General features: G+C 62.9%; 27 protein-coding genes and 1 tRNA gene. 11 read left to right on the forward strand and 17 right to left on the reverse strand.

What is annotated here, in order from left to right:
• Position 1: 1 nt before the first annotated feature.
• The 3 genes from AB4074_RS06755 to AB4074_RS06765 form a co-directional block, all read right to left on the reverse strand.
• Entirely contained in the window at positions 2-898 is an 897-nt protein-coding gene (locus tag AB4074_RS06755) for an AAA family ATPase (RefSeq protein WP_441412684.1), read from the reverse strand.
• A gap of 43 nt (positions 899-941) precedes the next feature.
• Complete coding sequence (moaA, locus tag AB4074_RS06760) at positions 942-1976, reverse strand: GTP 3',8-cyclase MoaA (RefSeq protein WP_441412685.1); 1035 nt, start codon at positions 1974-1976, stop codon at positions 942-944.
• Between the two features lie 109 nt (positions 1977-2085).
• On the reverse strand, positions 2086-2772 hold the full coding sequence (locus AB4074_RS06765) for a DUF2848 domain-containing protein (protein WP_441412686.1): 687 nt from the start codon (positions 2770-2772) through the stop codon (positions 2086-2088).
• A 147-nt stretch (positions 2773-2919) separates the two neighbouring features.
• On the opposite strand from AB4074_RS06765, the gene AB4074_RS06770 reads away from it, so the two are divergent.
• Positions 2920-4311, forward strand: a complete 1392-nt coding sequence (locus tag AB4074_RS06770) for an MFS transporter (RefSeq protein ID WP_441412687.1) — start codon at positions 2920-2922, stop codon at positions 4309-4311.
• A gap of 56 nt (positions 4312-4367) precedes the next feature.
• Here AB4074_RS06770 and AB4074_RS06775 read toward each other — a convergent pair whose 3' ends face one another.
• Positions 4368-5024 carry a GntR family transcriptional regulator gene (locus tag AB4074_RS06775; RefSeq protein WP_441412688.1) on the reverse strand — a complete coding sequence of 219 codons (657 nt, stop codon included), beginning with the start codon at positions 5022-5024 and terminating at the stop codon, positions 4368-4370.
• Positions 5025-5056: 32 nt separating this feature from the next.
• On the opposite strand from AB4074_RS06775, the gene AB4074_RS06780 reads away from it, so the two are divergent.
• Positions 5057-5851: a carbon-nitrogen hydrolase family protein gene (locus AB4074_RS06780; RefSeq protein WP_441412689.1), complete on the forward strand. Its 795-nt coding sequence runs from the start codon at positions 5057-5059 to the stop codon at positions 5849-5851.
• Here AB4074_RS06780 and AB4074_RS06785 read toward each other — a convergent pair.
• From AB4074_RS06785 to AB4074_RS06795, 3 genes are all read right to left on the reverse strand, one after another.
• On the reverse strand, positions 5848-6390 hold the full coding sequence (locus AB4074_RS06785; RefSeq protein WP_441412690.1) for a DUF2087 domain-containing protein: 543 nt from the start codon (positions 6388-6390) through the stop codon (positions 5848-5850). The genes AB4074_RS06780 and AB4074_RS06785 overlap by 4 nt on opposite strands.
• A gap of 211 nt (positions 6391-6601) precedes the next feature.
• Complete coding sequence (locus AB4074_RS06790) at positions 6602-8536, reverse strand: glycoside hydrolase family 32 protein (RefSeq protein ID WP_441412691.1); 1935 nt, start codon at positions 8534-8536, stop codon at positions 6602-6604.
• Between the two features lie 401 nt (positions 8537-8937).
• Positions 8938-10083: an acyltransferase family protein gene (locus tag AB4074_RS06795; RefSeq protein WP_441412692.1), complete on the reverse strand. Its 1146-nt coding sequence runs from the start codon at positions 10081-10083 to the stop codon at positions 8938-8940.
• 322 nt (positions 10084-10405) lie between these two features.
• Here AB4074_RS06795 and AB4074_RS06800 point away from each other — a divergent pair, with 322 nt between their 5' ends.
• The gene (locus AB4074_RS06800; protein ID WP_441412693.1) at positions 10406-10729 is read left to right on the forward strand and encodes a hypothetical protein; all 324 of its coding nucleotides are present in this window, start codon (positions 10406-10408) and stop codon (positions 10727-10729) included.
• Positions 10730-10866: 137 nt separating this feature from the next.
• Complete coding sequence (locus AB4074_RS06805; protein WP_441412694.1) at positions 10867-11325, forward strand: prevent-host-death protein; 459 nt, start codon at positions 10867-10869, stop codon at positions 11323-11325.
• Between the two features lie 67 nt (positions 11326-11392).
• Here the strand turns inward: AB4074_RS06805 and AB4074_RS06810 are convergent, their stop codons facing one another.
• The gene (locus AB4074_RS06810; protein ID WP_441412695.1) at positions 11393-11950 is read right to left on the reverse strand and encodes a dihydrofolate reductase family protein; all 558 of its coding nucleotides are present in this window, start codon (positions 11948-11950) and stop codon (positions 11393-11395) included.
• 273 nt (positions 11951-12223) lie between these two features.
• Between AB4074_RS06810 and AB4074_RS06815 the strand changes: the two genes are divergently transcribed.
• Positions 12224-13063, forward strand: coding sequence for a DUF998 domain-containing protein (locus AB4074_RS06815; RefSeq protein WP_441412696.1), 840 nt, complete (start codon positions 12224-12226; stop codon positions 13061-13063).
• A gap of 461 nt (positions 13064-13524) precedes the next feature.
• Here the strand turns inward: AB4074_RS06815 and AB4074_RS06820 are convergent.
• Positions 13525-13614: transfer RNA gene (locus AB4074_RS06820), tRNA-Ser, on the reverse strand.
• A gap of 116 nt (positions 13615-13730) precedes the next feature.
• Between AB4074_RS06820 and AB4074_RS06825 the strand changes: the two genes are divergently transcribed.
• From AB4074_RS06825 to AB4074_RS06835, 3 genes are read left to right on the forward strand one after another with little or no spacing between them, the layout of a single operon-like run.
• The gene (locus AB4074_RS06825; RefSeq protein WP_441412697.1) at positions 13731-14753 is read left to right on the forward strand and encodes a dehydrogenase; all 1023 of its coding nucleotides are present in this window, start codon (positions 13731-13733) and stop codon (positions 14751-14753) included.
• 2 nt (positions 14754-14755) lie between these two features.
• Positions 14756-15151 carry a 6-pyruvoyl trahydropterin synthase family protein gene (locus tag AB4074_RS06830; RefSeq protein ID WP_441412698.1) on the forward strand — a complete coding sequence of 132 codons (396 nt, stop codon included), beginning with the start codon at positions 14756-14758 and terminating at the stop codon, positions 15149-15151.
• Positions 15152-15200: 49 nt separating this feature from the next.
• Positions 15201-16412 carry a DNA glycosylase AlkZ-like family protein gene (locus tag AB4074_RS06835; protein WP_441412699.1) on the forward strand — a complete coding sequence of 404 codons (1212 nt, stop codon included), beginning with the start codon at positions 15201-15203 and terminating at the stop codon, positions 16410-16412.
• Positions 16413-16459: 47 nt separating this feature from the next.
• Here the strand turns inward: AB4074_RS06835 and AB4074_RS06840 are convergent, their stop codons facing one another.
• The 6 genes from AB4074_RS06840 to AB4074_RS06865 all read right to left on the reverse strand — a co-directional run bounded on the left by AB4074_RS06840 (position 16460) and on the right by AB4074_RS06865 (position 21067).
• Entirely contained in the window at positions 16460-16738 is a 279-nt protein-coding gene (locus AB4074_RS06840) for an acylphosphatase (RefSeq protein WP_284988732.1), read from the reverse strand.
• Complete coding sequence (locus AB4074_RS06845) at positions 16735-17121, reverse strand: VOC family protein (protein ID WP_441412700.1); 387 nt, start codon at positions 17119-17121, stop codon at positions 16735-16737. Before AB4074_RS06845 ends, AB4074_RS06840 begins: the two co-directional genes overlap by 4 nt.
• Before the next feature lie 48 nt (positions 17122-17169).
• A complete protein-coding gene (locus tag AB4074_RS06850; protein WP_441412701.1) occupies positions 17170-19047 on the reverse strand; it encodes a glycosyltransferase family 39 protein in 1878 nt (625 codons plus the stop codon).
• On the reverse strand, positions 19040-19459 hold the full coding sequence (locus tag AB4074_RS06855; protein ID WP_441412702.1) for a GtrA family protein: 420 nt from the start codon (positions 19457-19459) through the stop codon (positions 19040-19042). Before AB4074_RS06855 ends, AB4074_RS06850 begins: the two co-directional genes overlap by 8 nt.
• On the reverse strand, positions 19456-20445 hold the full coding sequence (locus AB4074_RS06860) for a glycosyltransferase family 2 protein (protein ID WP_441412703.1): 990 nt from the start codon (positions 20443-20445) through the stop codon (positions 19456-19458). Before AB4074_RS06860 ends, AB4074_RS06855 begins: the two co-directional genes overlap by 4 nt.
• A gap of 112 nt (positions 20446-20557) precedes the next feature.
• Entirely contained in the window at positions 20558-21067 is a 510-nt protein-coding gene (locus AB4074_RS06865; protein ID WP_345451423.1) for a nucleoside deaminase, read from the reverse strand.
• A 23-nt stretch (positions 21068-21090) separates the two neighbouring features.
• On the opposite strand from AB4074_RS06865, the gene upp reads away from it, so the two are divergent.
• Positions 21091-21726 carry a uracil phosphoribosyltransferase gene (gene upp / locus AB4074_RS06870; protein ID WP_059388604.1) on the forward strand — a complete coding sequence of 212 codons (636 nt, stop codon included), beginning with the start codon at positions 21091-21093 and terminating at the stop codon, positions 21724-21726.
• Positions 21727-22208: 482 nt separating this feature from the next.
• On the opposite strand, the gene AB4074_RS06875 is transcribed toward upp, so the two are convergent.
• A complete protein-coding gene (locus tag AB4074_RS06875) occupies positions 22209-22517 on the reverse strand; it encodes a hypothetical protein (RefSeq protein ID WP_441412704.1) in 309 nt (102 codons plus the stop codon).
• 141 nt (positions 22518-22658) lie between these two features.
• Here AB4074_RS06875 and AB4074_RS06880 point away from each other — a divergent pair, with 141 nt between their 5' ends.
• Positions 22659-23048 (forward strand): hypothetical protein, encoded by a 390-nt coding sequence (locus AB4074_RS06880; RefSeq protein WP_441412705.1) that lies wholly within the window; start codon positions 22659-22661, stop codon positions 23046-23048.
• Here the strand turns inward: AB4074_RS06880 and AB4074_RS06885 are convergent.
• A complete protein-coding gene (locus AB4074_RS06885) occupies positions 23045-23758 on the reverse strand; it encodes a TetR/AcrR family transcriptional regulator (protein ID WP_441412706.1) in 714 nt (237 codons plus the stop codon). The two genes, AB4074_RS06880 and AB4074_RS06885, sit on opposite strands and share 4 nt — an antisense overlap.
• A gap of 101 nt (positions 23759-23859) precedes the next feature.
• Between AB4074_RS06885 and AB4074_RS06890 the strand changes: the two genes are divergently transcribed.
• Positions 23860-25329 carry an MFS transporter gene (locus tag AB4074_RS06890; protein WP_441412707.1) on the forward strand — a complete coding sequence of 490 codons (1470 nt, stop codon included), beginning with the start codon at positions 23860-23862 and terminating at the stop codon, positions 25327-25329.
• Positions 25330-25393: the final 64 nt, after the last annotated feature.

Raw genomic sequence — 25393 nt, forward strand, 5'->3', positions numbered from 1 at the left:
GCTAGCCGAGCATCCGGGCCAGGGCCGCCGAGACCCGCTCGGTGTCTTCGCGGTACTTGCACAGCGCGCCGATGCTGGCCGCGGCCGAGGCCAGGTCAAGCTCGGCCCGGCCGAGCTGGTGCAGCGCGCGGGCCCAGTCCAGGGTTTCGGCCACGCCGGGAGGCTTGAGCACGTCGTCAGTGACCCGGATCTGCTGGACCGCGCGCACCACCTGCTCGGCCAGGAGCGCTGGCACCTGGGGGAGCCGGGTGCGCACAATTTCCACTTCGCGGGCTAGCCCGGGGTGGTCGATCCAGTGGTAGAGGCACCGGCGTTTGAGCGCATCGTGCAGGTCGCGGGTCCGGTTGGAAGTGAGCACCACGATGGGCGGGGTGTCGGCCTTGACGGTGCCGAACTCGGGGATGGAGACCTGGTAGGTCGAGAGCACTTCCAGCAGGAACGCCTCGAACTCGTCGTCAGCCCGGTCGATTTCGTCGATCAGCAGCACGGCCGGGCTTTGCTGCAATGCCTTAAGGATGGGCCGGGCCAGCAGGAACCGTTTGTCGTAGAGCGAGCTTTCCAGCTCGGCCACGCTCAATCCCGCGCTCATTCCCGCGCCGCTGCTGGCCTCCACGCTGCGCAGGTGCAGGATCTGGGCGGTGAAGTCCCAGTCATACAGCGCCTGCGACGCGTCGATTCCCTCATAGCACTGCAGGCGGATCAGCGGCAGCCGGAACCCTTCCGCCAGGGCCTCGGCCAAGGAGGTCTTGCCGGTGCCCGGTTCGCCCTCCAGAAGCAGCGGCCGTTCCATGCTCAGGGCGAGGTAGCCAATGGTGGCCAGGCCCTCGTCGGCGAGATAACCGGTGGCGGCCAGCATTTCGGCCAGCGCTGTGGCGGAACTGATCGACGTCTGCGTCATGGCACCAGCATAGGGTCACGGGCGGGGCTGCGGCCCGGCTGGGCTATCCGCCGATGTAGGACATCTCGATCTTGTGGGCGCTGCGGTTGGCCGTGTGTGAACTACGCAGTTCCGAGTAGCGGTCCGTACGGCCGCCCCACAGGGCGGACAACGCCGTCGAAAGCTCGACGTCGGACGCGCCGCCCCTCAGGAGGGCCCTTAGGTCAGTGCCGGTTGTGGCGAAGAGGCACGTGAACAACTTCCCGTCGGCAGATAGCCTGGCCCGGGTGCAGCCGCGGCAAAAGGCCTGGGTCACACTGGAAATGACTCCGATTTCGCCGCTGCCGTCCGCGTAGCGCCAGCGATCCGAGGTCTCGCCGGGGTAGTTGGGCGCCACGGGCTCCAGCGGGAACACCGCGCCGATGCGGGCCAGGATCTCGGCGGAGGGCACCACTTCATCCATTTTCCAGCCGTTGGACGCACCCACGTCCATGTATTCGATGAACCGCAGAATGAACCCGGATCCCTTGAAGTGGCTCGCCATGGGAAGAATGTCCTGGTCGTTCGTCCCGCGCTTGACCACCATGTTGATCTTCACCGGCCCCAGTCCGGCGGCCTGGGCAACGTCTGCGGCGTGAAGGACCTTCGCCACGGGATAGCCGACGTCGTTCATGGCCTGGAACGTCTCCTCCCGGAGGGAGTCGAGCGAGACCGTCACCCGGTTCAGCCCGGCATCCTTGAGGGCCTGCGCCTTCTGCGCCAGGACCGAGCCGTTCGTGGTCATGGCCAGGTCCGGTGCCAGCCCGTCGGGGGTGCGCAACCGGGCCAGCATCCGGACCAATTCCTCGATGTCCTTCCGCAGAAGGGGTTCCCCGCCGGTCAGCCGAATCTTGCGCACCCCGTGCCCCACCGCGATCGACGCCAGCCGGGTGATTTCCTCAAACGTCAGCAGCTGATCCCGGGGCATGAAAACGAAATCCCGCCCGAAGATCTCCTTGGGCATGCAGTAAACGCAACGGAAATTGCATCGGTCCGTGACGGAAATCCGCAGGTCCCTCAGGGGCCGGTGGAAGGTGTCGGTGATGGAATTGGCGTCCATGCAGCGCCCTCTCAACGCGGTAGTAATGCCAACCGCTTGTGCCTCTCCCAGCGTAAGCCCGGTCCCGGGCGCCCACAATGGAGACGGCTGAACGACGGCGGAGCCGGACTCAGCCGATGGGCTCCGCCATCCGCTCCACAACATACTGTGCGTCCACCGACGTGCCGGTCACCGGATCGCTCATTTCCACTTTCCAGCTGCGGGCAAACTGGTCAACCCCATGCTTCATTGCCACCGTGCCTGAAATGAGGACCGTGCCCGGCTGGTTCAGGCCGCGCTCCGCCAGGACCTGGAGCCAGTAGTCAGGGCTGAGGAGCGCCTCCAACGAGCTGTCCTGGATAAGGGTGTCCGGCGTTTCGCCGTCGCCCACCCAGCCCTTGAGCGTGATCTTGTCCAAATGGTCGCGGACATCATCCAGGCGCCAGGCTTTGCGCCCCAACACGTCCGGGCTGGCGTTCTTGCTCCAAGCCACCCCGTGGACCTCGAGTTCGCGGTCGGTGTGGTCGCACGCCACGGTCAGGAGCACGTCCTCGTCAGTGATCACCAGGGCCCATTCGGCTTCACCCGAGGTCCTGCCGTGCTGGACGCGGACTTCCGAAACCTGCTGGGCCAAGTATGGCGACACGGGGTACAGCGCCGGCGTGGTCGCGGGGCCGGGAACGCCAAGTTCGGCCAGTTCGGCGATGTGGGCCTGCACTTCTTCCTGCTCGCGCCCCGCGTAACCGGCGTTCAGGAGGTGCTTGACCTGGACGTTCCTCGTGGTGCCATCGGGAAGTTCAAAGCTCAGAGTCGTCATTTTCTGTCCATCCTTTGCGTGTCCTGCTCGAGAAATTTTTCAGATCGGAAACCGGAAACAGTCGCCAATGTACATCCAGTATGCGTAATGTATACATTTAACGCCAGTGTGGCAGGCGTCACCGTAAACTTCTCGTGGAGGAAACCCATGGCCAACGTTCCAGTTCCGGCTTCCGGCGCAGCGCCGCGTCCGGGAAAGCCGACGCATCCCAAGGGCCTGTACAAGGCCTTTGCCGCAAGCCTCACCGGCACCGCGCTTGAGTGGTACGACTTTGCTGTCTACTCCGCCGCGGCCGCCGTCGTATTCCCCATCGTCTTTTTCCCGTCATCGGATCCCTTGACCGGGACCATCCTGGCGTTCTCCACCTATGCCGTGGGCTATGTGTCCCGTCCTGTGGGCGGCATCATTTTCGGACGGCTCGGTGACCGCATCGGCCGCAAGAAGGTGCTGGTGACAACGCTGATGATCATCGGCGTCGCCACCGTACTGATCGGGGTACTGCCTGGTTACGGCAGCATCGGCATCTCGGCCCCGATCATCTTGGTATTGCTGCGCTTCGCCCAGGGCGTGGGCGTCGGTGGCGAATGGGGCGGCGCAGTGCTGCTCTCCAGCGAGTACGGCGATCCCCATAGGCGCGGGTTCTGGGCTTCCGCGGCCCAAGTCGGACCGCCGGCCGGCAACCTCCTGGCCAACGGCACGCTGGCCGTCCTGACCGTTACCCTCAGTGAAGCGCAGTTCATCAGCTTTGGCTGGCGCATCGCATTCCTGGTCTCGGCCGTGCTGGTCGGGTTCGGCCTTTGGATTCGGCTGAAGCTTGAAGATACCCCGATATTCAAGGCCATCGAGGCGCACGGTGAGCAGCCCAACGCTCCGGTCCGTGAAGTCTTCAGCAAGGAACTCCGGCCGCTCGTGGCCGCCACCCTGTGCCGGGTAGGCCCAGACGTGCTCTACGCCCTGTTCACCGTCTTCACCCTGAGCTACGGGATCCAGACGCTTGGCTATGACCGCAGCCAGGTCCTCACTGCCGTATTGATCGGCTCGGCGTTCCAGCTGTTCATGATCCCGCTGGCCGGAGCCGTCTCCGACCGCTTCAACCGGCGCCTCGTCTACGGGATTGCGGCACTGGTAGGAGCGGTTTGGACTTTCGTCATCTTCGGCATCCTGGGCGGGCACAGCGAGCCACTGCTGATCGTGGGAATCGTCCTGGGTCTCATGGCGCACTCCTTCATGTACGGACCGCAGGCCGCCTTCATCGTGGAACAGTTCTCCCCGAGGCTGCGGTCCACCGGAAGTTCGCTGGCCTACACCTTTGCCGGCGTGATCGGGGGTGCCATTGCACCCTTGATGTTCACGCTGTTGCTGTCCCAGTTCGGCACCTGGATTCCGGTTGCCATCTATGTGGCCGTGGCCGCCGTCGTCACCGTAGTCGGCTTGGCGCTCGGCCGGGACTCCAACACTGTGGAGGATGAGGACTACCGTCTGCTGCTCGAAGGATCTGCGGCAGGAAGCCGACCGTCCGCCGTCGCGGAAACGCGCTGACAGTCGGAGAAGTCGTGAGGAACTCGGCGAGCTGCGCTGGGCGGGCAGAAGGCCCGTCAGGTGCGGAGCAGGATGTCCCGGGTCACTGCCAGGTGACGGTCAATGGCTTTCTGGGCCTTCGCCGCGTCGCCGGACATCAAGGAGTCGAGAATGTCCTGGTGTTCGGCGCACACTTGCTCGCGCCGGCCTCCCGTACGGAACAGTGCGGAGACGCCCACCAGAATCTGCCGGACATGGAGCTTGCTGTACGTCCGGGAGATAAGCTCGTTGCCCGCCGCGTCAATGAGCTGCTGGTGAAACAGGGTGTCCAGGCGGATAAACTCACGGGCCGCTTCCGGGCTCAGTTCCTCGGGAAGCTTCGCCTGCGCGTCCAGGGTTTCCTGCATCGTCCCGGCGGGAACCCTGCCCTGCTCGATGACCAGCCGGGCGGCGTGGCTTTCAAGGATTCCGCGCAGTTCCATCAATTCGGACATTTCCCGGCCGGTCACCGGGGGAACGTACGCTCCGCGCTGGGGAATCAGCTCCACCAAGCCGTCCGAGACCAGCAGCAAGAGCGCCTCACGCACCGGCGTACGCGATACGCCGATTTCCGCGGCCAGTTCCTGCTCATTCAGGAACGTCCCCTGCACCTCGGGGTCGATCAGGATATTTTCACGCAGGTACGCGTACGCCTTCTCGCGGCCGGACGCCGCAGTCCCCGAACTTTTTCGCATACATCATGTATACAACAATCTGGAGTAAATTCATGCGTTTAGCCGTGGCACAAATCATCACCGGGGCCGATGTGGCCGCCAACCTGGAACTTATTCGAGAATACGCCACCCGTGCCAAAGCCGCCGGAGCCGAACTCGTGGTCTTTCCCGAAGCAGCGATGCGCGCCTTCGGCAACAGCCTGGCCGATATCGCCGAACCGCTGGACGGACCGTGGGCAGAAGCGGTCCGCGGCCTTGCGCTGGAGCTGGATATCGCCGTCGTGGTGGGAATGTTCACTCCGGGCGAGGGCGGCCGGGTTCGGAACACCCTTTTGGTCACGGGCGCCGGGGTGGACACGTCATACGACAAGATCCACCTCTTCGATGCCTTCGGTTTCGCGGAGTCTGATTCGGTTGATGCCGGCACGTCACCCGTAACGTTCGAACTCAACGGCACGGTGTTTGGCCTTGCGACGTGTTACGACGTGCGTTTCCCCGCCCTGTTCACCGCCAACGCCCGGGCGGGAGCGCAGGTCAACATCGTCTGTGCCTCGTGGGGCGCCGGCGAGGGCAAAGCCGAGCAGTGGGAACTGCTGGTGCGGGCCCGCGCAGTGGACAGCACCACCTTCGTCGTGGCGTGCGGCCAAGGCGATCCCGCGAGCGTCGGCCTCCCCTCCACAGGCACGGCGCCCACAGGCATCGGGCACAGTGCTGTGATCTCGCCACTGGGTGTCGTAGTCGCCGCCCTCGGGGAAATGCCGGAACTCGCCATCGTGGACATCGATCCGTCTGTTGTGGAAGAAGTCCGGGGCAAGCTTCCCGTTCTGGCGAATGCCAGGGACCTCTAGCGGCCGCCGTCGGCGTCTTCTTTGAGGGCAAGCCAGTACGCCGAGCCGTCCGACGTGCGGCTCATGATGCTCGAGTCCACGAGATACCGCCTGAGCATGGGCACGTCTCCAGTGAACCGGGCGAGGCGTTCGTTGAGCTCCCGTTCCGCCACCCGCTCGCTGGTCTTGAGGACGCGCGTCGCAACCCAGGCGAGAACCTTGAGTCGGTCTGCCTCCCTCGCCGGATAGCGATCAATGCGGCCTTCCGAGGTCAAGAAGCGCTCGACGCCGGACGGGCTGGGTGCCGACGAGAGGCTCGCCAGCGCGTCCCGGAAGGCATGCTCGCGGATGCGGTAGCGAACATCGCCTTCGGTCTCAACCGTTTCGACCAGCCCCACTTGGTCCAGGAGCGCGAGCGCCCGTTCGAGTTTCGCTGGCGAGAGCGAACTGCCCGGGGTACCGCCAACGCTGATCTCAGCGAAGACCCTCCGGGCTTGGGTGTTTGCCAGTGCGGCGAGGAGGCGCCGCGCATCCGGCGTCGTCAATGAGTCGCTCCCCATGAGCCCAGCTTAGGCACAAATCGGCGTCGAAAGGTCACGGACCACGGCTATGTAACGTCTACGCTGAATAACGGCCAGGGCGATGTCCTGCGGAAGCGATATATAGATTCACGGGAGGACAGACAGGGCGATGGACTCATCATTTTAGGCCGCAGGGATGTCTTCCAAGATGACCTGGTCCAGCAGGACATGGCCCCAGCTTCCCGTGCCGTTATCGACCACCTGGAGCTGGGCGCTCTGACCGATGAGGTCGGAGACGTTCCACGACGTCCACGCGGCGTTCGGTGCTCTGACCCGTCGCGGTGCGAACGACTTGCCCGTTGACGACGAGATTCACCGTGGTCTGATTGTCCGGCTCACCGCCAACCGCGTTTGGCATGCTGCTGAGCACGATCTGGTCCACCATGAGGTGGCCCCAGGATCCGCTTGCGTGGTCGATAACCTGGATTTGGGCTTTCTGTCCCACGAGCGTGTGGACGTCCCAGTTCACGTTCGACATCGTCGATGAATTCTGGCCCGTCGCCGTGCGGACTACCTGCCCGTTGACGAGGAGGTTCACCGCAGCGGCACCTGACTGGCCCCAGGGGTGATTGCCTCCGGCAATGAGGAAATCGACATAGTCCCGCGTGATCGTGAATGTCGGCGACGTGATCGCGCCCGTGGCGGCATCACCTCCTCCGGCGTACGTATCGAGGACCTTGGAGCCGAGCTGGTTCGGGAGGGATTCCGCCGTCGGGCCTTGGCCAACGTAACTGCCCGACGCCGTCCAGCCGGCACCCCACGTCGCGCCGTCGAAATCGGCGAAGACGTCTGAGGGCCTCGGGTTCTTCCCGCCTCCCTCGAGGAAATTGACGTACGAGTGGCCGATGGTGAACGACGGCGAGGTCAGCGTTCCGGTCGACGCGTCGCCGCCGCTGAAACTGTTGGCGAGCTTGTTCCCGAGGTAGCCCGTGACGGGCTGCTGGTTGGGGAGTGCCCCGGTGGCGGGCCCGGAACCGAAGGCCGCGCCCGCCGTCGTCCATGGGCCATATGTGCTGCCTTCGAAGTCCGCGTAGGGCGCCGCGGGATTCGCCTGTTCGGTGATGTTGGCGAATTCCGCGATCGAGAGGTTGGCGAAGTTGGCGCTGCCGCCGATCGTGTAGAGGGAGATCCCCGTGTCCGACGACGTGAAGAAGTCCTGGTTCGAGAGCGCGATTCGGCCGTCGTCGGCGAAGACCTCCACGCTGCCGTGGTCCACGAGGATCCGGAGATGTACGGACGTTGCACCCGAAGCGAGCGGCGCCTGGGACTGCTGGTACGTCCCGAAGGAGTACGGCACTTGGTCCCGCGCGGAGCGATCGACGTAAAGGTTGCCCCCGTAGACGCCGATGTTCGTGTGCCGGCTGGCGTCCTTGTTCTCGCCGACGGAGATACCGACGTTGTTCAGTGTGGTCCAACTGACGTCCGCGTCGAGCTCGTAAGCCGAGCCATGGTAGTCGAGGGTTGTCCGCCCATTGACGGTGGCGACGGCGGGCTTCACGGTTTTGGTGGCGTAGTTGGCCAGATTCGGCGTCGGCTTGGATAGAAGGCTGTAGACGCCGCTGCCCTCGGACTTGAGGCTGAGCTGACGCACCACGGACATTTGGCCGTTGTAGTTGTCGGTGGCGTCAGTCGGCACGGTGTGCGGGGCGTAGTGCCAGTTGTTCATCCAGCCGATCGCGTAACGGGAAGCGTCGGGATTCGCGGCGTCCGGCCACGTCACCGAGGCATACCAGTCCGAGCCCCTGTCGAGCCACTGCGGGTCCGTCTGGTCTGCGACGAACGCCGAGCCGTTCCACGTGCCGGTCCAGTATGCGTACGTGTCCGGCTTGCCGCTGTAGTCGCCCTGCATGCTCCCGGCCATGATCCAGTGCCACGACCCGTCGTTGGCCTTCATCTGGAAGATATCCGGGCACTCAACGCCGCCGATGTTCGGGGTTGTGTAGCTGAAGTCCGTCTGGTGGGTCCAGGTCTTGAGGTCCGGTGAGGTGTCGAATGTGGCTGCAACGCCGGGATGCGCATCATCGCAGGGCGAACCACCTTGCTTGCCTCCAAAGTTTTCCGTAAATCCCGAGGTCGCAAAGGTGGGTGACGAGCTAACGATCAGCGCGCCCGACGCCCAGTGCAATCCGCGCTACGGTGCCAATGCTCTCGTCGACCTCGATATTAAGGACGCTGCTGGTACCAAACTCGTCGAAAAGACGGCACCAATGAGTGACAAAGGGGGCTTCACATTCACTTTTGTCCTCCCCCCAGGAACTGCCCCAGGAGAGGCTACGGTAATCGCTATGCCTCACAACATCGACTGGTGCGATGACACGGGACGCAACAACCGCGTAAGCGGCAACGCCACTTTGCAGCGCGCTTCCTGTGCTGTCCCAGAGAAATCGTTCAACGTAACACCCTAGTCGCGTGTGTTTGCCGAGGATTTCCGCTGGGGATTTAGTCAGGCGAAGGGGTGGGAGCGGTCGTTCCAGCTGTTGATGAACGCACGGATCATGCTCGTGGGGTCACCAGCTTCCCGCGCCGCTATCGATGACCTGGGCTGCCGGTGGCCACGCGGATGGTGAGGCGGCTCATGAGAGCGCGCCGGATCCGCTGGGTTGGCTGTTCGACCGCCACGCAGCTGAGGAAGCCAAGGGGCCAGGCCGCCACAAGGGCGAGTGCGGCAAACCCGAGCACGGGAACATGTGATGGCGTGTGGGCGGCGGCGAGGAGTTGCTGGATTGGCCAACCGTAGATGTAGATCCCGTAAGAGATGTCGTATCGGGACCCGATGGCGGACGCGCTGCTGATTGAACCGATCGACAGGACAAGGTAAGCAAACGGTAATGGGGCGAGGGCTGTACCGTAGCCGGTGGCGAGAGCGCCCCAGACGGCCAGTGCGGCGAGAAGGCTTGGCACCGCACCGACGCGGACCGTTCGCCTCTGCGTGGCAAGGAGAGACCCCGCCATGAAGATCGCGAGCAGCGGGAGGACGAATTCGGTGCGGTTTGGCCCGAAGCTGCCCGCGAGGAGCTTTCCGAAGACCGCGCCCGTGGATGCAGCGAAGAGCAGGAATATTGCGGTGGCCGTGCCTCGCCTGGTCTCTGGAAGCCTGCGGAGCAGGAACACGATCGCAGCGATGATGACGTAGCACAGCCCTTCCCAGGTGAGAGTCCACAGGGGGCCGTTCCAGTCAAAGTGGTCGTTATTGCCCCAGAGGGACGTCCCGATGGCGGGGGTGTCCATGACACCGATGCTGAGCGCGAGGGCGGCGCCGAGGAAGGCCAGGGCTCCGCGCAAGTCGTAGGTCCCGTGGGTCAGGAGGGCGCCAAGCGGTGCTGCCACGAAGGCAACAGCAAGCGCAGCGACCACGAGGGCCGGATAGATGCGTGCGAGCCGGGCTGCGGCGTACTCCAGCACGGTGTCGGAGCGTTCGGCGCTGACGGTGATGAGATAGCCGGAGATGGCGAAGAAGCCCATGACGCCTGCGGTGCCGAGCTTGATCCCATAAAGCGAAGGTTCCAGGCCGTAGCCGCCCAGCCACCAGGAGTGGGACACGATCACGGCAGCGGCGAAGACCAGGCGCAGGGCGTTCAGCGAGTTTCGTCCGGAGCCCAGGGCGCTACCCAGGGTGCGGGCGCCGAGGATAGACAGGCTTGGACGGTCCCCGGCTGACGTTGGGGTCTTCATGGGCTGGTCATCTCTTTTTCGGGCACCAGGGACTGTTCGGGTGTCCATCACGGGTGTGACGCGGCTAACACTCTGATTGAATCTACACGAGTAGATTCGAAGTGGTCAAGCGACTTTATCTTCGTCCCGGTTCTCGTGCGAAACAATGAGTAAATGGGGGAACTATCAAGGCTTTCGATTAAGGGGCGCCCAGCCCGGACGTTTTGGCCTGGGCGCGGTTTGTGCAGTCCTGACTCTAGGCGCAACCTCCGGATGCGCAACACCGCAGGGCGAGCTACCCTGCCTGCCTCCAAAGTTTTCCGTAAATCCCGAGGTCGCAAAGGTGGGTGACGAGCTAACCATCAGCGCCCCCGACGCCCAGTGCAATCCGCGCTACGGTGCCAATGCTCTCGTCGAACTCAAAATTACCGACGCTGCCGGTATCAAACTCGTCGACAAGACGGCGCCAATGGGGGACAAGGGCGGCTTCACTTTTACCTTTGTCCTCCCGAAAGGTGCCGCCCCGGGAGAGGCAAAGGTAGTCGCCATGCCTCACAACATCGACTGGTGCGATGACACGGGACGCAACAACCGCGTAAGGGGCAACGCCACTTTGCAGCGCGCTTCCTGTGCTGTCCCAGAGAAATCGTTCAACGTAACACCATAGTCGCGCGTGTTTGCCGAAAGATTTCCGCGGGGGGAATTAGTGAGGCGCCGCCATCTAGCCACAGTGTGATGCCCTCCTGCCCGCGCAGTTCCGCCTCCTCGCTGGACTTCCGAACACGTTCCGAATATGATGGATGCATGGCCATCGCAGCAGATCTCCCCGTGGCAACCCGACGCTCATCTGACCTGAGCAAGCACTCCGCCGAGGTTTTCGCCGAGGCCGAGGACCATCCCGTGACGGTGACCCGGCGCGACGGCGAGACGCTGGTTCTGATGTCGCAGCGTGAAGCCGAGGGGCGCTCCCTCCTGCTGAACTTCGCCGCGCAGCTCATCACCGTCACTCTCGATGACCGCGGCACGCTTGCCGAGCGCATGTCGAAGGCTTTCCCCTGGATGCTCGCCCTCTCGCCAGTCGACAGGGAGTCCTGTGCACAGGACCTCGTCGATGCTGCGCGTGCGTCTTTCTCAACCAACCAGCCGCACCTCGCCATTGCCGAGCTAACCAGCTGGAAAGAGACGGCCACGGCCGTCGCCGCCGGGCTTGGCAGCGCCGACCTCGAGTGGCTTGACGATGACGAGACCGTGGAGCGGCCGTAACTGTGGCCGCGGCCAAGAAGAACCAGACTCGTTTCAGCCGAAGCTCACCGGCGACGGGCAGTCACCCTCAATCAGCCCGTCGATAGTGCAAGGCGACCGCGCCGTTGCTGAGCGGCTCCGCCGAGATGAGATCGAGGTGTCGGGTGCTAGGCAGTCCGCCCTGGTACAGGGTGGGGCCGTGGCCGGCAATCATGGGATGGACAAGGAACTTGTACTCGTCGATCAGATCCAGTTGGTCCAGCTCTGTCGCAAGTTTGCCGCTGCCGACGAGCACCCCGCCGGGCGTCGCATCCTTGAGTTCCTGCACCGCCGTGCGCAGGTCGCCGACGACGTGGTGGCTGTTGGTCCACGGGAAGTCGCTTCGCGTCGACGACACAACGTACTTGGGCTTGGCCTCGAGCTTGAGCGCCCACTCGCGCATCGCAGGCGGCGCGTCCTGGTCGCCGCGGGCGACCGCTGGCCAGTAGCTCTCCATCATCTCGTAGGTGGTGCGGCCCCAGAGCATTGCGCCACCCTCGTCCATGAGTCGGGTGAAGTAGGCGTGCGTCTCGTCGTCGGCGATGCCTTCCCGGTGGTCGACGCAACCATCCAGGGTGACGTTGATGCTGAACGTTAGGAGGCCCATACGACGATTCTAGGCCGCCCACTTACCGACGCCTCAACTATCACCGCCTTGCTACGGAGGCTATTCACTGGACTAGTTAACGGGTAGCACGGCGGGCTCTCCTCTACTCAATTCCGTGCAAGGATGCGCAGGTCTTCATTCGAGTAGCGGAACCTCTAGTATTTTGTCCAGTCGAGCGCCTTAATCTTTGCTATGAACAAGGTGAACAGCTGGATCGAGCTACTCGGCGGCTGGTGTTTGGGGCGGCGTCCAAGGACGTCAGATACTCGGCACATGATCGGATCATGGGCCGCGAAAGCGATGCTTAGCTTCATCGTATTTGAGTGGGTCGTTCAGCTTGGGTGGAAAGGCAATGGCACTTACAGCTACGTGTCGAACTACGTCAGCGACCTTGGCGCGGTACATTGCGACGACGTCGGCAACCCTACCCGCTACGTGTGTTCTCCGTCCTTCGCTGCGATGGATCTGGCTCTTATCTTCATCGGCGTGAACGTCGTGGTAGCGGCCTGTCTCATCACTTCGCCGGTGCTCTGGATTGCAGCACATGCCGGCGACCTTGATGACGCTTACAAGGCGGTACGCCGGGACAAAACTGACGGCAAGATTCGAATGCAGCCCACCGGTTTTGCCAAGGTAACGACAACCATCATTCGTTGGTCGCTCGCCGTCACCGGGCTGGCTATTTTCGCCATCGGCGTCTTCCCCGAAGACTATCCAAATGCAGGCCACACTATTGGAATCCACGACCCGGCCGTCGTCATTCTGTCGTTTGGTATCTTCGTAACCCTCGTCTCGGTCGGCGTGCTCTGGTTCAGACGGACCGACGCAAGCCTTTGGTTTTTCGGACTGGCCATCGTCGCCGGCGTATCGGGGTTGTTGATGCTGCTCACCGGGGGTAAAACCGATTTCTCAGGCATTTTTGAGCGTGGCGTCATCTACGCGTTCATTGCTGGTCTGGCCATCCTTGGCTTCATGGTCAGTTCTGCGGCCCATCATGAGCGCATTGGCCAACTTCAGCCGCGACCAGTCACAAAGCCGCTATGGGGGCCTCGCCAGGCTGGGCGGCTTGTCGTACCGTTCAGGCGGCGTCACGCGACCGTGCTCGAGATTTAGCAGTCGACCATGCCGCAGGAGTCCACCTCTCGTTGGCGAGTCTTGCAGCGGGCCCGGAACGCGGGGTAACGGCCAGCATGGTCCACCGGGCGGACACATGTCCGCTTTGGCTTGCTTCGAACATCGACACCTGACATCACGCGGACCTGAATCGGGAGGCTACCGCCTCACGCGTAGCCGCCACGTCAACATCGCCGGCTGTCTCCGCGGCAAGCACTTTGGCCAGTCGTTTCGGCCAGAGCACGTGAACGCCACGAGTCGAGAACGCGCCCCCGATCAGGGGCCAGTTGGCCTCGACGAAGCAGAGCACACCGGTAACCGGAACATCCCCGACGCGGTCGCGCACTACGTCGACCTGTTTGAGCACCCCATCGACCAGTTTCGTGCAATCTCAGCTGGCGAAATCTGCACCACCACACCCCGAGAAAGCAGAAAACCCCTGGCTGACCAGGGGTTTTCTTTGGCGGTGACGGTGGGATTTGAACCCACGTTGGCTTTTACACCAAACAACATTTCGAGTGTTGCACCTTCGGCCGCTCGGACACGTCACCAACTGAAATAGGGTACCGGAGTGAAGGCCTGTTCCCCAAAACGGCCGGTCGGTGCCCACTTAGTAAGTAGCCTTCGCTTCCCCAATCGCAGCCGCAGGACTAGATTCGCAAGCACGATGACTCTTCCACAAAACGCACCGCAGAACACGCACCCCCAATCGGCCCTGGCCTACTGGACGGTGGGCCCCTGCCAAGGTGAGCTCCGCAGCGAGGAACTTCCGGCCCCGGGCCAGGGGGAGGCTCTGGTCCGAGCTTTGTACTCGGGAATCAGCCGGGGAACCGAACTCGTGGTTCACGAAGCCAATGTCCCTCCACGAATCGCGAACGCGATGCGCGCACCGCATCAAACCGGGGATTTTCCGGCGCCGGTCAAGTTCGGCTACCTGTCGGTTGGCGTCGTTGAAGTGGGTCCCGAGGACTGGATCGGCCAGAACGTCTTCTGCCTGCACCCGCACCAAGACCGCTACGTCGTGCCGCTCACCTCACTCACCCGAATTCCCGACGGCGTGCCTGCACGCCGCGCTGTGCTCACCGGCATTGCCGAGATCGCCCTCAACGCCCTCTGGGAGGCCGGACCCCGCCTTGGTGACAGGATCGCCGTCGTCGGTGCCGGACTGGTGGGCGGCATGACCGCAGCACTGCTGCGCAGTTTCCCGCTGCAGCGCTTGCAACTCGTGGAGACGGATCCGGGGAAGCACGGGTTCGTGGAATCCCTGGGCGTGGAGTTCGCGCTCCCGGACGACGCGCAGCAGGATTGCGACATCGTGTTCCACTGCTCGGCCACGGACGAAGGACTGGCCCGTAGCCTGCAGCTCGTGGGTGACGAGGGCGAGATTATCGAGCTCTCCTGGTATGGGAACCGGAAGGTCTCCCTGCCGCTGGGGGAGGACTTCCATGCCCGGCGCCTCTCCATCCGAGCCAGCCAGGTTGGAGTCGTTGCACGGTCGCGCCGGCACCGCCGCACCTCAAGCGAGCGGCTGCAGCTTGCCGTGTCCCTGCTGCGGGACCCCGTGTTCGACGCCTTCCTCACGGGAGAGTCGCGGTTCGAGGAGCTGCCGGAGGTCTTCAACGGCCTGGAAAACGGCGAACTGGACGATCTTTGCCATGTCATCAACTACCCCGAAACCAAGAAAGGCTAACGATGTTCAGCCTCACCGTCCGCAGGCACTTCATGATCGCCCATAGCCTTCCGAGGGAGTCGTTCGGCCCGGCCCAGGGACTCCACGGAGCCACTTTCGTTGCTGAGGTGACGTTCCGCCGGGTGGAACTGAACGACGACGCGATCGTGCTGGACATCGGCGCCGCCGGAACCATCCTCGACGCGGTGCTGGCCGGCCTCAACTACAAGAACCTCGATGAGCACCCGGACTTCGTCGGGCAGCTCACGACGACGGAAGCGCTTGCCCGGTTCATCGCTGAGGCGGTTGCCGCTAAGGTTCGCGGGAGCGACGACGGCGGTGCGCTCGCCGGCGTCGACGTCGTCCTCCGGGAACATCCCGACGCCTGGGCGGGCTTCTCGCTGGATTTCGGGCGCTAGCTAGCGCGGGACTGCCCCGGATGGCGGACAAACGGTGCAGAATGGGGCCATGACGTCCGCCGTGCTTTCGACCCAAACACTCACCCGGGAACTCCTTCGCGCCTGGGCGTGGCACAGACAGGGCCTGGACGGTTCCCTCGCCGGCAAGACGTCCGAGGAAGTCCTGGACCGCGCCGGCTGGGCCCGCTCCGTGGGCGGCGCCAGCCCCTACCTGACGCTCTTCGCCCGGGCCGGGATCCGGCGCGAACAGGTCGATCGCGACGTCGCCGAGTTGAGAATCCACGAGCTCCCCACGGCCCGCGGTTGCACCTACGTCCTGGGCCGGAAGGACTTTGCGTGGGGACTCCAAGTCGGCCGGGAGGCCGCGGTGGCGCCATTCAAGGTCCTGGCCCGGCTCGGCGTCGAACGCGGTGAGATCACCCTGCTCGAAGAGCAAGTGCTGCACACCCTCATCGAATCCAGCGACCCCATGGACCCGAAGCAGCTCAGGGACGAGCTCGGCGAGTCCGTCCGCAGCCTCGGCGAAGAAGGCAAGAAGAAGGGTGCGTCAACCACCCTCCCCACTGCGTTGGGCCTCCTCCAAGCCGACGGACGCATCCGACGTGTCCCCGTCAACGGCCGCCTCGACCAGCAACGCTACGCCTACACCTCATGGGCGCTGCCGCCCAGCTCCCTCGACGACCACGCCGCCCGCGCGCTCTTGATCGAACGGTATCTGCGCTGGACCGGCGGAGCGACGTTCAAGCAGAGCCAATGGCTAACGGGTTTCACCGTCGCGCAGAGCAAGGCGGCGCTGGCCGCCGTCGGCGCCGTCAAAGTGACCACGGAGGCAGGCGAGTCGCTCTGGATGCTGCCCGACGACGTCGAGCACCTTTCCGCGTTCAGGGCACCGCAGGAGGAGCAGATCCAGCTTCTGGCCGGGACGGACTCTTTGGTGCTGTTGCGCAGGAACTCGGCGGACATGCTCGCCGAGCGGGATCGGGGCCGGAAGGTCATGAACACCACGCTGGCGCTTCAGGCGGACCTGTCCGACCACCCGATCCTGGACCGGGGAAGGATCATCGGGCTGTGGCAATACGATCCGGGTAAGGAACGGATCGCCGCCTGGACGTTTGACAAGCCCAGCGCGGCCGTCACGCACCGGATCAGTGAGGTGGAGAGCTGGATCCGCGAGGACCTCGGGGATTTCCGCTCGTTCAGCCTGGACTCGCCGGCATCGCGGCAGAAGCGCATCGACGCCTTGGACAGTGCCAATTCATAAGGCGAACGCCGCGCACGCCTGACACTGGACTCAGTCTGGGGGCTGTTTCAGTCCACCCAAAATCCGGAGAACTCCCCGGTGGCTTGCGTGAAGGTGGCATCCACGTGTTTCACGCGGCCCGGGGCATCCCGGGATTGCAGCCATTCCAGCAGGGAATCGACGGCTTCGCGATCACCCTCAGCGATCACCTGCACCGAGCCATCCAACTGGTTGGCCGCCTCTCCTGTCAGTCCCAGCGATCGGGCTTGGTGCATTGTCGAGTAGCGGAAACCGACGCCCTGGACGCGGCCGGTCACCATGGCCGTGACCCGCACCGGGGAGCTCACGCGGCACCCGATCCATATGGCCGCGTGATTGCCTCCAGGAAATGCCCGTCCGGATCTGCGAAGTAGACGCCGCGACCGCCGTCGTTGTGGTTGATCTGCTGGGCGCGGGACCGCGCAGGGTCCGCCCAATAGGGGATTGCCTCGGCCTGGATCCTCGCGAAGATCCCGTCGAAGTCGTCCTCACTGACCAGAAACGCATAGTGCTGGGGCGAGACGGGCCGGTCCGCCGTGGCGAAATCGAGGGCAACTCCATGGTCAAAGGACACAGTCATGAAGGACCACATGGGCTGCGGCTTCGGCAGGCCAAATACCTTGGCGAGGAACTCCGCGGAACGGCGTTTGTCCGTCGCGTAGACGATGGTGTGGTTGAAAGAGACGGTCATGAGGTCCTCCTCAGATGTGCTGCCTGAGACCATCTGACGTCCAACACCTCACAATTTCAAGGGCGCCTTTTCATCGGGATTCGTAGATGTAGCGGCAAGAATGGATCTCCGCCCGTGAGCGGGCGTTGTGAGCGCGCTGAGGGTCAGCGTTGCCAGAAGAATGAAGAACGGAACGTACAGGTAGAGGTATCGTGGCCGCGTTTCGAAAAACAGGAGAAATAGGGTCAACGCGAGCAAAGACCAACGCATGATTGCTGCGCTGGACGTCAGAAGCCGCGGTGACCGCACGCGCATGGGCAGTGCGACCAGGAAGAGCAATGCCAGCCAACCGGACTGCCAGACGCCTGTCATCAGGTCAAAGTGGGCGCCGTTCCCCCAGAGGTAGTCCTTGATCTTATTGCTGAGCGGATCTTTGATCGGGAAGGGATCCTTCTGATTCAAAAGGAGTCCTTCTCCCCAGGTATGAAAACTCCCATCGCCAAACGTCCACACGGCCTTGCGGTCAATGAACTGCAGGTAGCCCGGATATCCCATATCCGCTACGCGCTGGGCGTACACCTCAAGGCCGTGCTGGTAGCGCTCAGTTGGATCTTGAATCGCCGCAGTGGCGTTCACATCCGATTGCGTGAACGCGCCAATCCCGGTTGCTCCCATCATGAGGAAATGCGTCCACGGAAAGGCCTTGGTGTTCTGATCGACGTTGAAACCGACATAAGACTGGGCTTTGATGTCTACCCACATTGCCGTGTTTGTGGCGGTGAACCCGATTGCCGTTGCTGCCAGAACCCCTGCCAACGCACGCAACTTATGCAGGGCGCTCTTGTTGCGGAAAAGATATTCGAGTGCGTAAACACCAACTATCGCTGCGGTTGCGAATGCAGCGGTCGGTTTGAGGTTATAACCCACCGCCGTGACGGCGCCAAGCAGCGTCCAAAGGACAAGTTTGACCTGCCACCTGCCCGCTCGCACCGCCTTGAGATGGATGTAGAAGAGCAACACTGGAAAGAGAATGCCCACGCTGTCGGAGTAGACAACGGAGATGTACGGGGAGAGCACGAGGTACAGCGCAGATGGGAGAAGCGTGAAGACGGCGGCACCTTCGTTGACAAGTTGCCGTGCGCACAAATAGGTGAGCAGGATTGCCGTGCACAACACCACGCAATTGAGGACGATCGCTGCGTAGAGGAGCCCGCCCGAGGGGACACCCAGGGCCACCATCACTTGGGAGTACCTCGTGAGCGCGACCGTGATCGCCAGGTTGTTCGGGTACATGTTGAAGTAGTCGTAGATGGTGGACTTGCTGCCATCGGCGACGCCGAACGCGCTCTCTGCAACCGCGCCAGCGTCCCACCCGGGCATGACCTGCAACGCGTATCCGAGCCTCAACTGCACCAACAGGGCAAGGATCATGGCTACACAGAGGAATGCGGGACGGACCCATCGCGGCGCGGTTTCGAGTCGGCGGCCAAAAGCCGCCGAAGCTCGATACAACGGCGGAAGAACGAAGAGCACGAACAAGGCGCCACAACCCGTAAGTGCATAGTTGTAGTTGGCGATGTGCGGGGAGGGCCAGAACAGCACCCCAAGCAGTATGAATGCGAGCATTCCGCAAAAGATCAGGCCAGGGGCTGCGGACAGCTTATGGTGCCTAACGGGTTCTTCGCGCCATCCGCGGATCCGGCCGGCCAACTCCGAGTAGAATCCGAACGTGGTCCGGGCGCCAACCACGGCTATGAAGACGCCGAACGCGGCCAGTATCTGGAATGCCCGGGACGGCATCAGGGTCGGCGCGATGAATCCGGCAACCAGAGCCGCGAAGACCGCGGAACCGAGCCAGATCCATGTCGACAACTTCACTTTGGGCGGGTTCCGCGTAACGGCCTGCTCTGGAGCCTCGAGGACGGGCCGGGCTTGGGTCTCAGGCATTGGATGCCTCCGGCTGAACTTTGCTCTCGTGGAAAACCCAAAGACGCATCAAGGTGTAGGTGAGCGTAGCTACGCAAGCGATCGCGAACAGCTGAACAAGGAGTTGGGGCATTCTGGCGACATCCACGAAGAACCACAACAGTGCGGCGTTCAGCGTAAAACCTGCGGCATTGACCACGAGGAACCTGAGGATCGCGGGTCCCGATTTGCCCTCGTGCTTAAAGGTGAAGGACCGGTTGCCAAAGTAGCTGATGACCATTCCGGTGCAGTAACTGACGGCCATAGCCGGAATAGCGGGCGTCCCAAGCAAGGACAGGACAGCGAAGATCGCGTACCCGACAATATTGTTGACAATGCCTACCACGGCAAACTTTCCCGTGGATTCGAGCAGCCTTGCACGGGGCGACTTCATTCCGCCTCCGCTTCCGAGATGGCCGGTGTTGCTCTGCGGTCGGTGGCCCCGTATATGGCCCGGACCCCGTACAACGGCCGGTTCTGAACCTCCGTGTAGATGCGCCCGATGTAGCCACCCAGAATGCCGAGCATGATGAGCTGCAAGCCGCCCACAAAGAGGATCGACGTGACAATGAACGTCCATCCTTCCACCACGGTGTTCGGAGAAAACACCTTCATGAGCACGGCATACGCGATGCCAACGACGCTCAGCAACGCTGTGATCGTGCCGATTCTGGAGATCAAGGTGAGGGGGAAGGTGGAGAAGCCGAAGACGCCATCCGCGGCCAATTTGAGCATCTTTCCCAGCGGATATCCGGACTTTCCATTGAGGCGTTCATCGCGGTCAAATTGGACGGCGGCCTGATTGAATCCAACGTAGCTGACCATCCCGCGAATAAAGCGGTCGTGTTCGCGGAATTTCTTTATTTCATCAACTACTACGCGGTCAAGCAGCCGAAAATCACCCGTATTGGCCGGGATTTCGATTGATGCAATGCGCCTGAGCATTACGTAGAAAGCCCAGGCGGTGAACCTCTTGAAAGGGGTGTCTTTGCGAGTCCGGCGTTGGGCATACACGACATCGAACCCCTCCTCCCACCGAGAGATCAGCTCCAGGCTGACTTCTGGAGGATCCTGGAGGTCGCTGTCCATGATGATCACGGCATCGCCGGTTGCTGCGTCGATGCCCGCTGTTACGGCGACCTGGTGGCCATAATTGCGAGCGAAATCGATGACCAGTATGCGGCGGTCCGTCATCTGCAGGTCCCGAAGCAGTTTCAGGGAATTGTCCTTACTGCCATCGTTGACGAAAACAAGCTCGATATCATAGTCGAGGCCCGCTGTAGTTTCGGAGATCACGTCATAAAGGCGACGGATGTTTCCGGACTCGTTGAAGATGGGAAAGACATATGAAATGGACTTTCGCCCGCCGCTGTGCGTCATTATCGGTCGTTTCTGAAGGCCGCAGACATGGACGACTGCGTATGGAACTGTTGCCATATCAGGTTAGCGTAACGTCTGGATAATCAAACGGTAGGGGGCTCCCGGATGGCTGTTACTTCCGGTGGGCTGCGAAGAAATCCCGGAGCAAGGCTGAACATTCCTCTTCGCGCACGCCCGCGTAGACCTCCACCCAGTGGTTGAGCCTGCGTTCCCGCAAGATATCGAACACGGATCCGGCGGCACCGGCCTTCTCGTCCCAGGCGCCGAAGACCACCCGCGGAATCCGTGCCAGCACAATGGCTCCGGCGCACATTGCGCAGGGCTCCAGCGTCACGACGAGGGTGCAGTCCTCGAGTCTCCAGCCGTCTCCGCCTTCGCCAAGCTCCAGGGCGTGGCGTTGCAGGGCGGCGGCTGCCTCACGGATGGCGACAATCTCGGCGTGCGCCGTCGGGTCGCCGTGCGCTTCCCGTTCGTTCCGCCCGGCACCCAGCACGCCGCCGTCGGGGCCCAAAACGACAGCGCCGATCGGCACATCCTCCGTATCCAGCGCCAGCCGGGCCTCGTCCAGGGCCAGACCCATCCAGGCCGCGTGCTCTGCGTGATAAGGCTCGTTGGTGCTCATGCCTCAATGATAGTTTTGGAGTCATGCGCACACTCGTCGTGGACCACCCGCTGGTCGCTCACAAGCTCACCGTTCTGCGGGATAAGAACACTCCTTCACCGGTCTTCCGGCAACTCACCGAAGAACTCGTCACTTTGCTGGCCTACGAGGCCACCCGCGAAGTCAGGACCGAAGCGGTAGAGATCGAAACCCCGGTCACCAAGGCGATCGGTACCGCCTTCACGAAGCCGACGCCGCTTGTGGTTCCCATCCTGCGCGCAGGCCTCGGCATGCTCGAGGGCATGACCAAGCTGGTCCCTACTGCCGAGGTGGGCTTCCTGGGCATGGCCCGCGACGAAGAGACCCTGGACATCATCACCTACGCCGAGCGCCTCCCCGAGGACCTGACGGGCCGCCAGATCTTCGTGCTGGACCCCATGCTCGCTACAGGCGGCACCCTGCGCGAAGCCATCAAGTTCCTCTTCAAGCGCGGCGCTTCGGACGTCACGTGCATCTGCCTGCTGGCCGCGCCGGAAGGCCTGGCCAAGCTCGAAGAAGAGCTTTCAGAGGCCAACGTCAAGATCGTCCTCGCCTCGATCGACGAGAGGCTCAACGAAAAGGCCTACATCGTTCCGGGCCTGGGCGACGCCGGAGACCGCCTCTACGGCGTGGCCGGCTAGCGAGTAAGGCTGGGAAGCGCAAGCTGCCCAGCCTTCTTGCCAGCAGGTGAAATGTCTACATGAATTTGACGTTGCATGCCCGGACTGCGTCAGGGTGGTACATCGCCGGGTACTGGACTCCACCGCTCCAGCGATCAACCTTGACCCGAATCTTCCTTTTCTCAGTCGTAGAACAGAGCGAGATTGATCCAACCTTGGAAACGCGCGAGTAGTCCTGAGAGGTAGGACTGCGCCACGGACCCCGCTTGGTTTCCCAGATGAGGCACAACGCCCCGTCGCAAGTGTCTTGCAGTGACGCACTGATGTACTGAGGCGCATAGTTTCCCTCACACGTCTGCTCTGCACCCCATTGCAGGCCCCGCACGACAATTTTCATCTGTGGTATTTGGGTTACACACGACCAGGTGCGATTTGCGGCTGCTACCAGGGTTGGCGCAACCGCCTTCGTCCGCTCGGTTTGCACAACCCTTGAGAGACCTTCCTCAGGCCAGTCCACTAGCCCGGTCAACAAGAGCTCGGAAAAGGAAATACAACGACGTCTGGCCGCCAACTACAGCCTCGACGTGGGCTGTGCCGAGGCCTGTTTCTGAAGCGATATCGGCAGAATCTGCACCACTTGCGGACAGCCTAAGGAGGGCCGCATCAAGCTGTTCAGCGGCACCTTGGGCGAAGTGGAGGTGCGACTGAAGCGAGCCGGCGAGGTCCCGGCATCCAGCAGCAAGTTCAGGATCAGGGGTAACTCTGGGTTTATCCTCGGACGAATATCGAGACTCAAAGACTTCATCGCTCATTCTTCTATTGTGCATCGATATTCGGTTCGAGTTCTTGGGGATAATGCGCACGACGTAAGGCGACCGCCTGAACGGCGTGGCCGTAGGCTTGGGCCATGGGGCATCCTTCTGCACTCATCCTTCCCTTTTGCCGCGCTCATCTTGGCCACACTTTCCGGGTGTGACTTTTCCACCCGCGCCTGCCCGGCGATGGGGTTTGTCAACGATGGTCCCATTGAACTGGACTTGACCGGCTTCGCCGGCAAAGACCTCAGTGTCGGTGCTTGGTTCGGCGATACCTGCACTCCGGAACCGGTCATTGCTGATAGTTCGGGTGGCTGGCTCGTTCCGCAGAAAGAGCCCTGCCTCCAGCCCCCGGACACATCTTTAGGCAGTGTTGTCCGGATCAAAGTTGCTGTCACCGAACCGACGCTCGGACCGTTTTCCCCTCTTTTGGTTCCGGAAAGCGCTTGCGACGCGGCGAGTCGCGCCATTTCGGGGCTTCTGTGCGGCAAAAAAGGGGAGAAAGCTACAGGGCCGCCTTTCGCCTAGCCCCAACCCGCCCGGCGCTGCGCCTTGCTTGCCTTGAGCACCATGGGCAGCTTGGACCGCAGGGTGCACTCAAGCAACTCCTCGGCGGTCTCGTCCTGTTCGTAGACTTCCGGCAGGCGGATGCCGATCAGGGTGTTCATGAGCATGCCCTGCGCAAGGAAGTCGCGGGAGGTTTCGGGAGACAGGCCGGCTTCGTCCCGCACCAGGCGATAAATGTCCAGGAATCCTTCCCTGGCCCGTGCCCCGATGGCGGGTTCATGGCCTGCCACGAAAGCCTGCATCAGCATCATGAGGATCCCGCGGTCCGCCACCAGATCGGCGTAGGCGATGGCCATGAGCTGTTTGAGTTGTTCCGGTCGGCCGCTCCCGGCGGCAGGATCGAGGTGCTGCAGTTCCTCGGCGAGTTCTCCGGCGTCGTAGGCCGCGATGACGTCGCGGAACGCGCGCAGCAACTTGCCCTGGGCGCGGTCCAAGGCCTCCAGGAACAGGGTCTCCTTGGTGCCGAACATCCGCACGACGTATGGCTGGCTGATGCCCGCAGCCTTTGCCACTTGGTCCGTGGTGGAACCGGCGTAGCCACGCTCGGCGAAGACGCCGGTGGCGGCTTCCAGGATCAGTTCGCGCCGTTGAGCCGCAGGTATGCGTTGGGCAGTTGCCTGGCTGGTTGAGCCTGTTTCCGGGGCGCCTGTGCCCGCCGTTTTCTTAGCCACGCTTGACATGTTATCAGTCGATAACTAACTTTGCTTTTTAAGTAATCATTCGATTACAACAACCCGAAAAAGCGGCCCTTCAGCGACCCCGTGGAGTCATCATGAAACGCACCGTTCCCGTCTGGCTGGCCATTGTGGCGGCCTCCCTTCCCGTCTTCATGGCCACTCTGGACAACCTTGTGGTCACCAATGCACTGCCCGTAATGCACAAGGCCCTCGGCGCGAGCGTCGAGGAACTGCAGTGGATCGTCAACGCCTACTCCCTGAGCTTCGCGGCGTTCATGTTGCTGGCCGTCGGCCTGGGGGACCGCTTCGGCCGCCGCCACGTCTTCATCGCCGGCCTTGCCATCTTCACCCTCGCTTCCGCAGCGGCAGCCGTCAGCACGGATCCGTTGCAGCTCATCGCGGCCCGCGCAGTCCAAGGCGTTGGTTCCGCGGCGCTCATGCCGCTATCGCTCACCCTGCTGGTGGGCTCGGTCAGCGACAAGCTGCGCCCGCTCGCCATCGGCATCTGGGGCGGCGTCTCCGGCCTGGGTGTCGCCCTTGGGCCGCTGATCGGCGGCGCGGTCGTGGAAGGCTGGAGTTGGGAAGCGATCTTCTGGCTCAACGTTCCCATCGGAATCCTGTCGATTCCGCTCGCGATCTTCGCGCTGCCGAATAGCTTCGGCGCCCGCGTCCGCGCCGACGTCGTAGGCCTTCTTCTCTCCGGACTGGGCCTCTTGGCGCTCGTCTTCGGCATTGTCCGAGGGAACGACGCCGGGTGGTCCAGTGCCGAAGTGCTCGGCGCCTTGATCGGTGGCGGGGTCCTGCTGCTCGCCTTCGTTCTGTGGGAATCCCGCGTCGCCGCGCCGCTGCTTCCGCTCCGGCTCTTCCGCGACCGTAGCTTCACCGTGGCCAACCTGATCGGCCTGACCTTCAGCTTCGGGATCTTCGGGTCCGTCTTCATCCTCATCCAGTTCCTGCAGGTGGTGCAGGGCCACGGACCCCTCGCGGCCGGCGCCATGACGATGCCCTGGACGTTGGCCCCCATGTTCGTGGCGCCGTTGGCAGGCCTGCTGGCACCGCGGCTTGGCACCAGGACCCTGATGATCACTGGCCTTGCGTTGCTCACAGCCGGCATGTTCTGGCTTGCCGGAGTCCTTTCCTCGACCGTCCCGTACGAGACGTTGGTGCCAGGCTTTGTAGCAGCGGGAATCGGGATGGGCCTGGTTTTCGCCCCGATGTCGACGTCGGTGCTCGCCAATATGCGCGCCGAGGACCACGCGAAGGCGAGCGGCACCAACTCCACGCTCCGGGAGATCGGTGTAGCACTGGGCGTAGCCGTCCTGACCTTAGTCTTCACCGGGGCCGGCGGCAAACTCACTCCCACGGGCTATGTGGACGCGGCCATTCCCGCCATCTACGTTGGTGCGTCCGTCCTGGTCCTTGCCACCTTGGTGGCGTGGCTCCTTCCGTCCCGCGCCAGCGCACGCAGCCTGGCGGCTCAACTCGCCGCAAACCAGGCCGAAACCGAAGCAGATGCGGGCATCCGGGAGGGCGCCGCCGTCGAACCCTCGCTACAACGCGCCTAAGTAACCGGCCTCGTCAACGCGGGGTCACTTACGGCCCAATTCGACCAGCAACATGGGCCGTAAG

Origin of the sequence: Arthrobacter sp. 2MCAF14 (genome assembly GCF_052115645.1) — a bacterium.
In the GTDB taxonomy this organism is placed as follows: Bacteria; Actinomycetota; Actinomycetes; order Actinomycetales; family Micrococcaceae; genus Arthrobacter.

What these genes read in the sequence shown, in the direction of transcription:
- AB4074_RS06755 (WP_441412684.1), bottom strand. Translation starts at nt 898, where the DNA reads ATGACGCAGACGTCGATCAGTTCCGCCACAGCGCTGGCCGAAATGCTG.
- moaA (WP_441412685.1), bottom strand. Translation starts at nt 1,976, where the DNA reads ATGGACGCCAATTCCATCACCGACACCTTCCACCGGCCCCTGAGGGAC.
- AB4074_RS06765 (WP_441412686.1), bottom strand. Translation starts at nt 2,772, where the DNA reads ATGACGACTCTGAGCTTTGAACTTCCCGATGGCACCACGAGGAACGTC.
- AB4074_RS06770 (WP_441412687.1), top strand. Translation starts at nt 2,920, where the DNA reads ATGGCCAACGTTCCAGTTCCGGCTTCCGGCGCAGCGCCGCGTCCGGGA.
- AB4074_RS06775 (WP_441412688.1), bottom strand. Translation starts at nt 5,024, where the DNA reads ATGCGAAAAAGTTCGGGGACTGCGGCGTCCGGCCGCGAGAAGGCGTAC.
- AB4074_RS06780 (WP_441412689.1), top strand. Translation starts at nt 5,057, where the DNA reads ATGCGTTTAGCCGTGGCACAAATCATCACCGGGGCCGATGTGGCCGCC.
- AB4074_RS06785 (WP_441412690.1), bottom strand. Translation starts at nt 6,390, where the DNA reads ATGGGGAGCGACTCATTGACGACGCCGGATGCGCGGCGCCTCCTCGCC.
- AB4074_RS06795 (WP_441412692.1), bottom strand. Translation starts at nt 10,083, where the DNA reads ATGAAGACCCCAACGTCAGCCGGGGACCGTCCAAGCCTGTCTATCCTC.
- AB4074_RS06805 (WP_441412694.1), top strand. Translation starts at nt 10,867, where the DNA reads ATGGCCATCGCAGCAGATCTCCCCGTGGCAACCCGACGCTCATCTGAC.
- AB4074_RS06810 (WP_441412695.1), bottom strand. Translation starts at nt 11,950, where the DNA reads ATGGGCCTCCTAACGTTCAGCATCAACGTCACCCTGGATGGTTGCGTC.
- AB4074_RS06815 (WP_441412696.1), top strand. Translation starts at nt 12,224, where the DNA reads ATGATCGGATCATGGGCCGCGAAAGCGATGCTTAGCTTCATCGTATTT.
- AB4074_RS06825 (WP_441412697.1), top strand. Translation starts at nt 13,731, where the DNA reads ATGACTCTTCCACAAAACGCACCGCAGAACACGCACCCCCAATCGGCC.
- AB4074_RS06830 (WP_441412698.1), top strand. Translation starts at nt 14,756, where the DNA reads ATGTTCAGCCTCACCGTCCGCAGGCACTTCATGATCGCCCATAGCCTT.
- AB4074_RS06835 (WP_441412699.1), top strand. Translation starts at nt 15,201, where the DNA reads ATGACGTCCGCCGTGCTTTCGACCCAAACACTCACCCGGGAACTCCTT.
- AB4074_RS06845 (WP_441412700.1), bottom strand. Translation starts at nt 17,121, where the DNA reads ATGACCGTCTCTTTCAACCACACCATCGTCTACGCGACGGACAAACGC.
- AB4074_RS06850 (WP_441412701.1), bottom strand. Translation starts at nt 19,047, where the DNA reads ATGCCTGAGACCCAAGCCCGGCCCGTCCTCGAGGCTCCAGAGCAGGCC.
- AB4074_RS06855 (WP_441412702.1), bottom strand. Translation starts at nt 19,459, where the DNA reads ATGAAGTCGCCCCGTGCAAGGCTGCTCGAATCCACGGGAAAGTTTGCC.
- AB4074_RS06860 (WP_441412703.1), bottom strand. Translation starts at nt 20,445, where the DNA reads ATGACGCACAGCGGCGGGCGAAAGTCCATTTCATATGTCTTTCCCATC.
- AB4074_RS06865 (WP_345451423.1), bottom strand. Translation starts at nt 21,067, where the DNA reads ATGAGCACCAACGAGCCTTATCACGCAGAGCACGCGGCCTGGATGGGT.
- upp (WP_059388604.1), top strand. Translation starts at nt 21,091, where the DNA reads ATGCGCACACTCGTCGTGGACCACCCGCTGGTCGCTCACAAGCTCACC.
- AB4074_RS06875 (WP_441412704.1), bottom strand. Translation starts at nt 22,517, where the DNA reads ATGAGCGATGAAGTCTTTGAGTCTCGATATTCGTCCGAGGATAAACCC.
- AB4074_RS06890 (WP_441412707.1), top strand. Translation starts at nt 23,860, where the DNA reads ATGAAACGCACCGTTCCCGTCTGGCTGGCCATTGTGGCGGCCTCCCTT.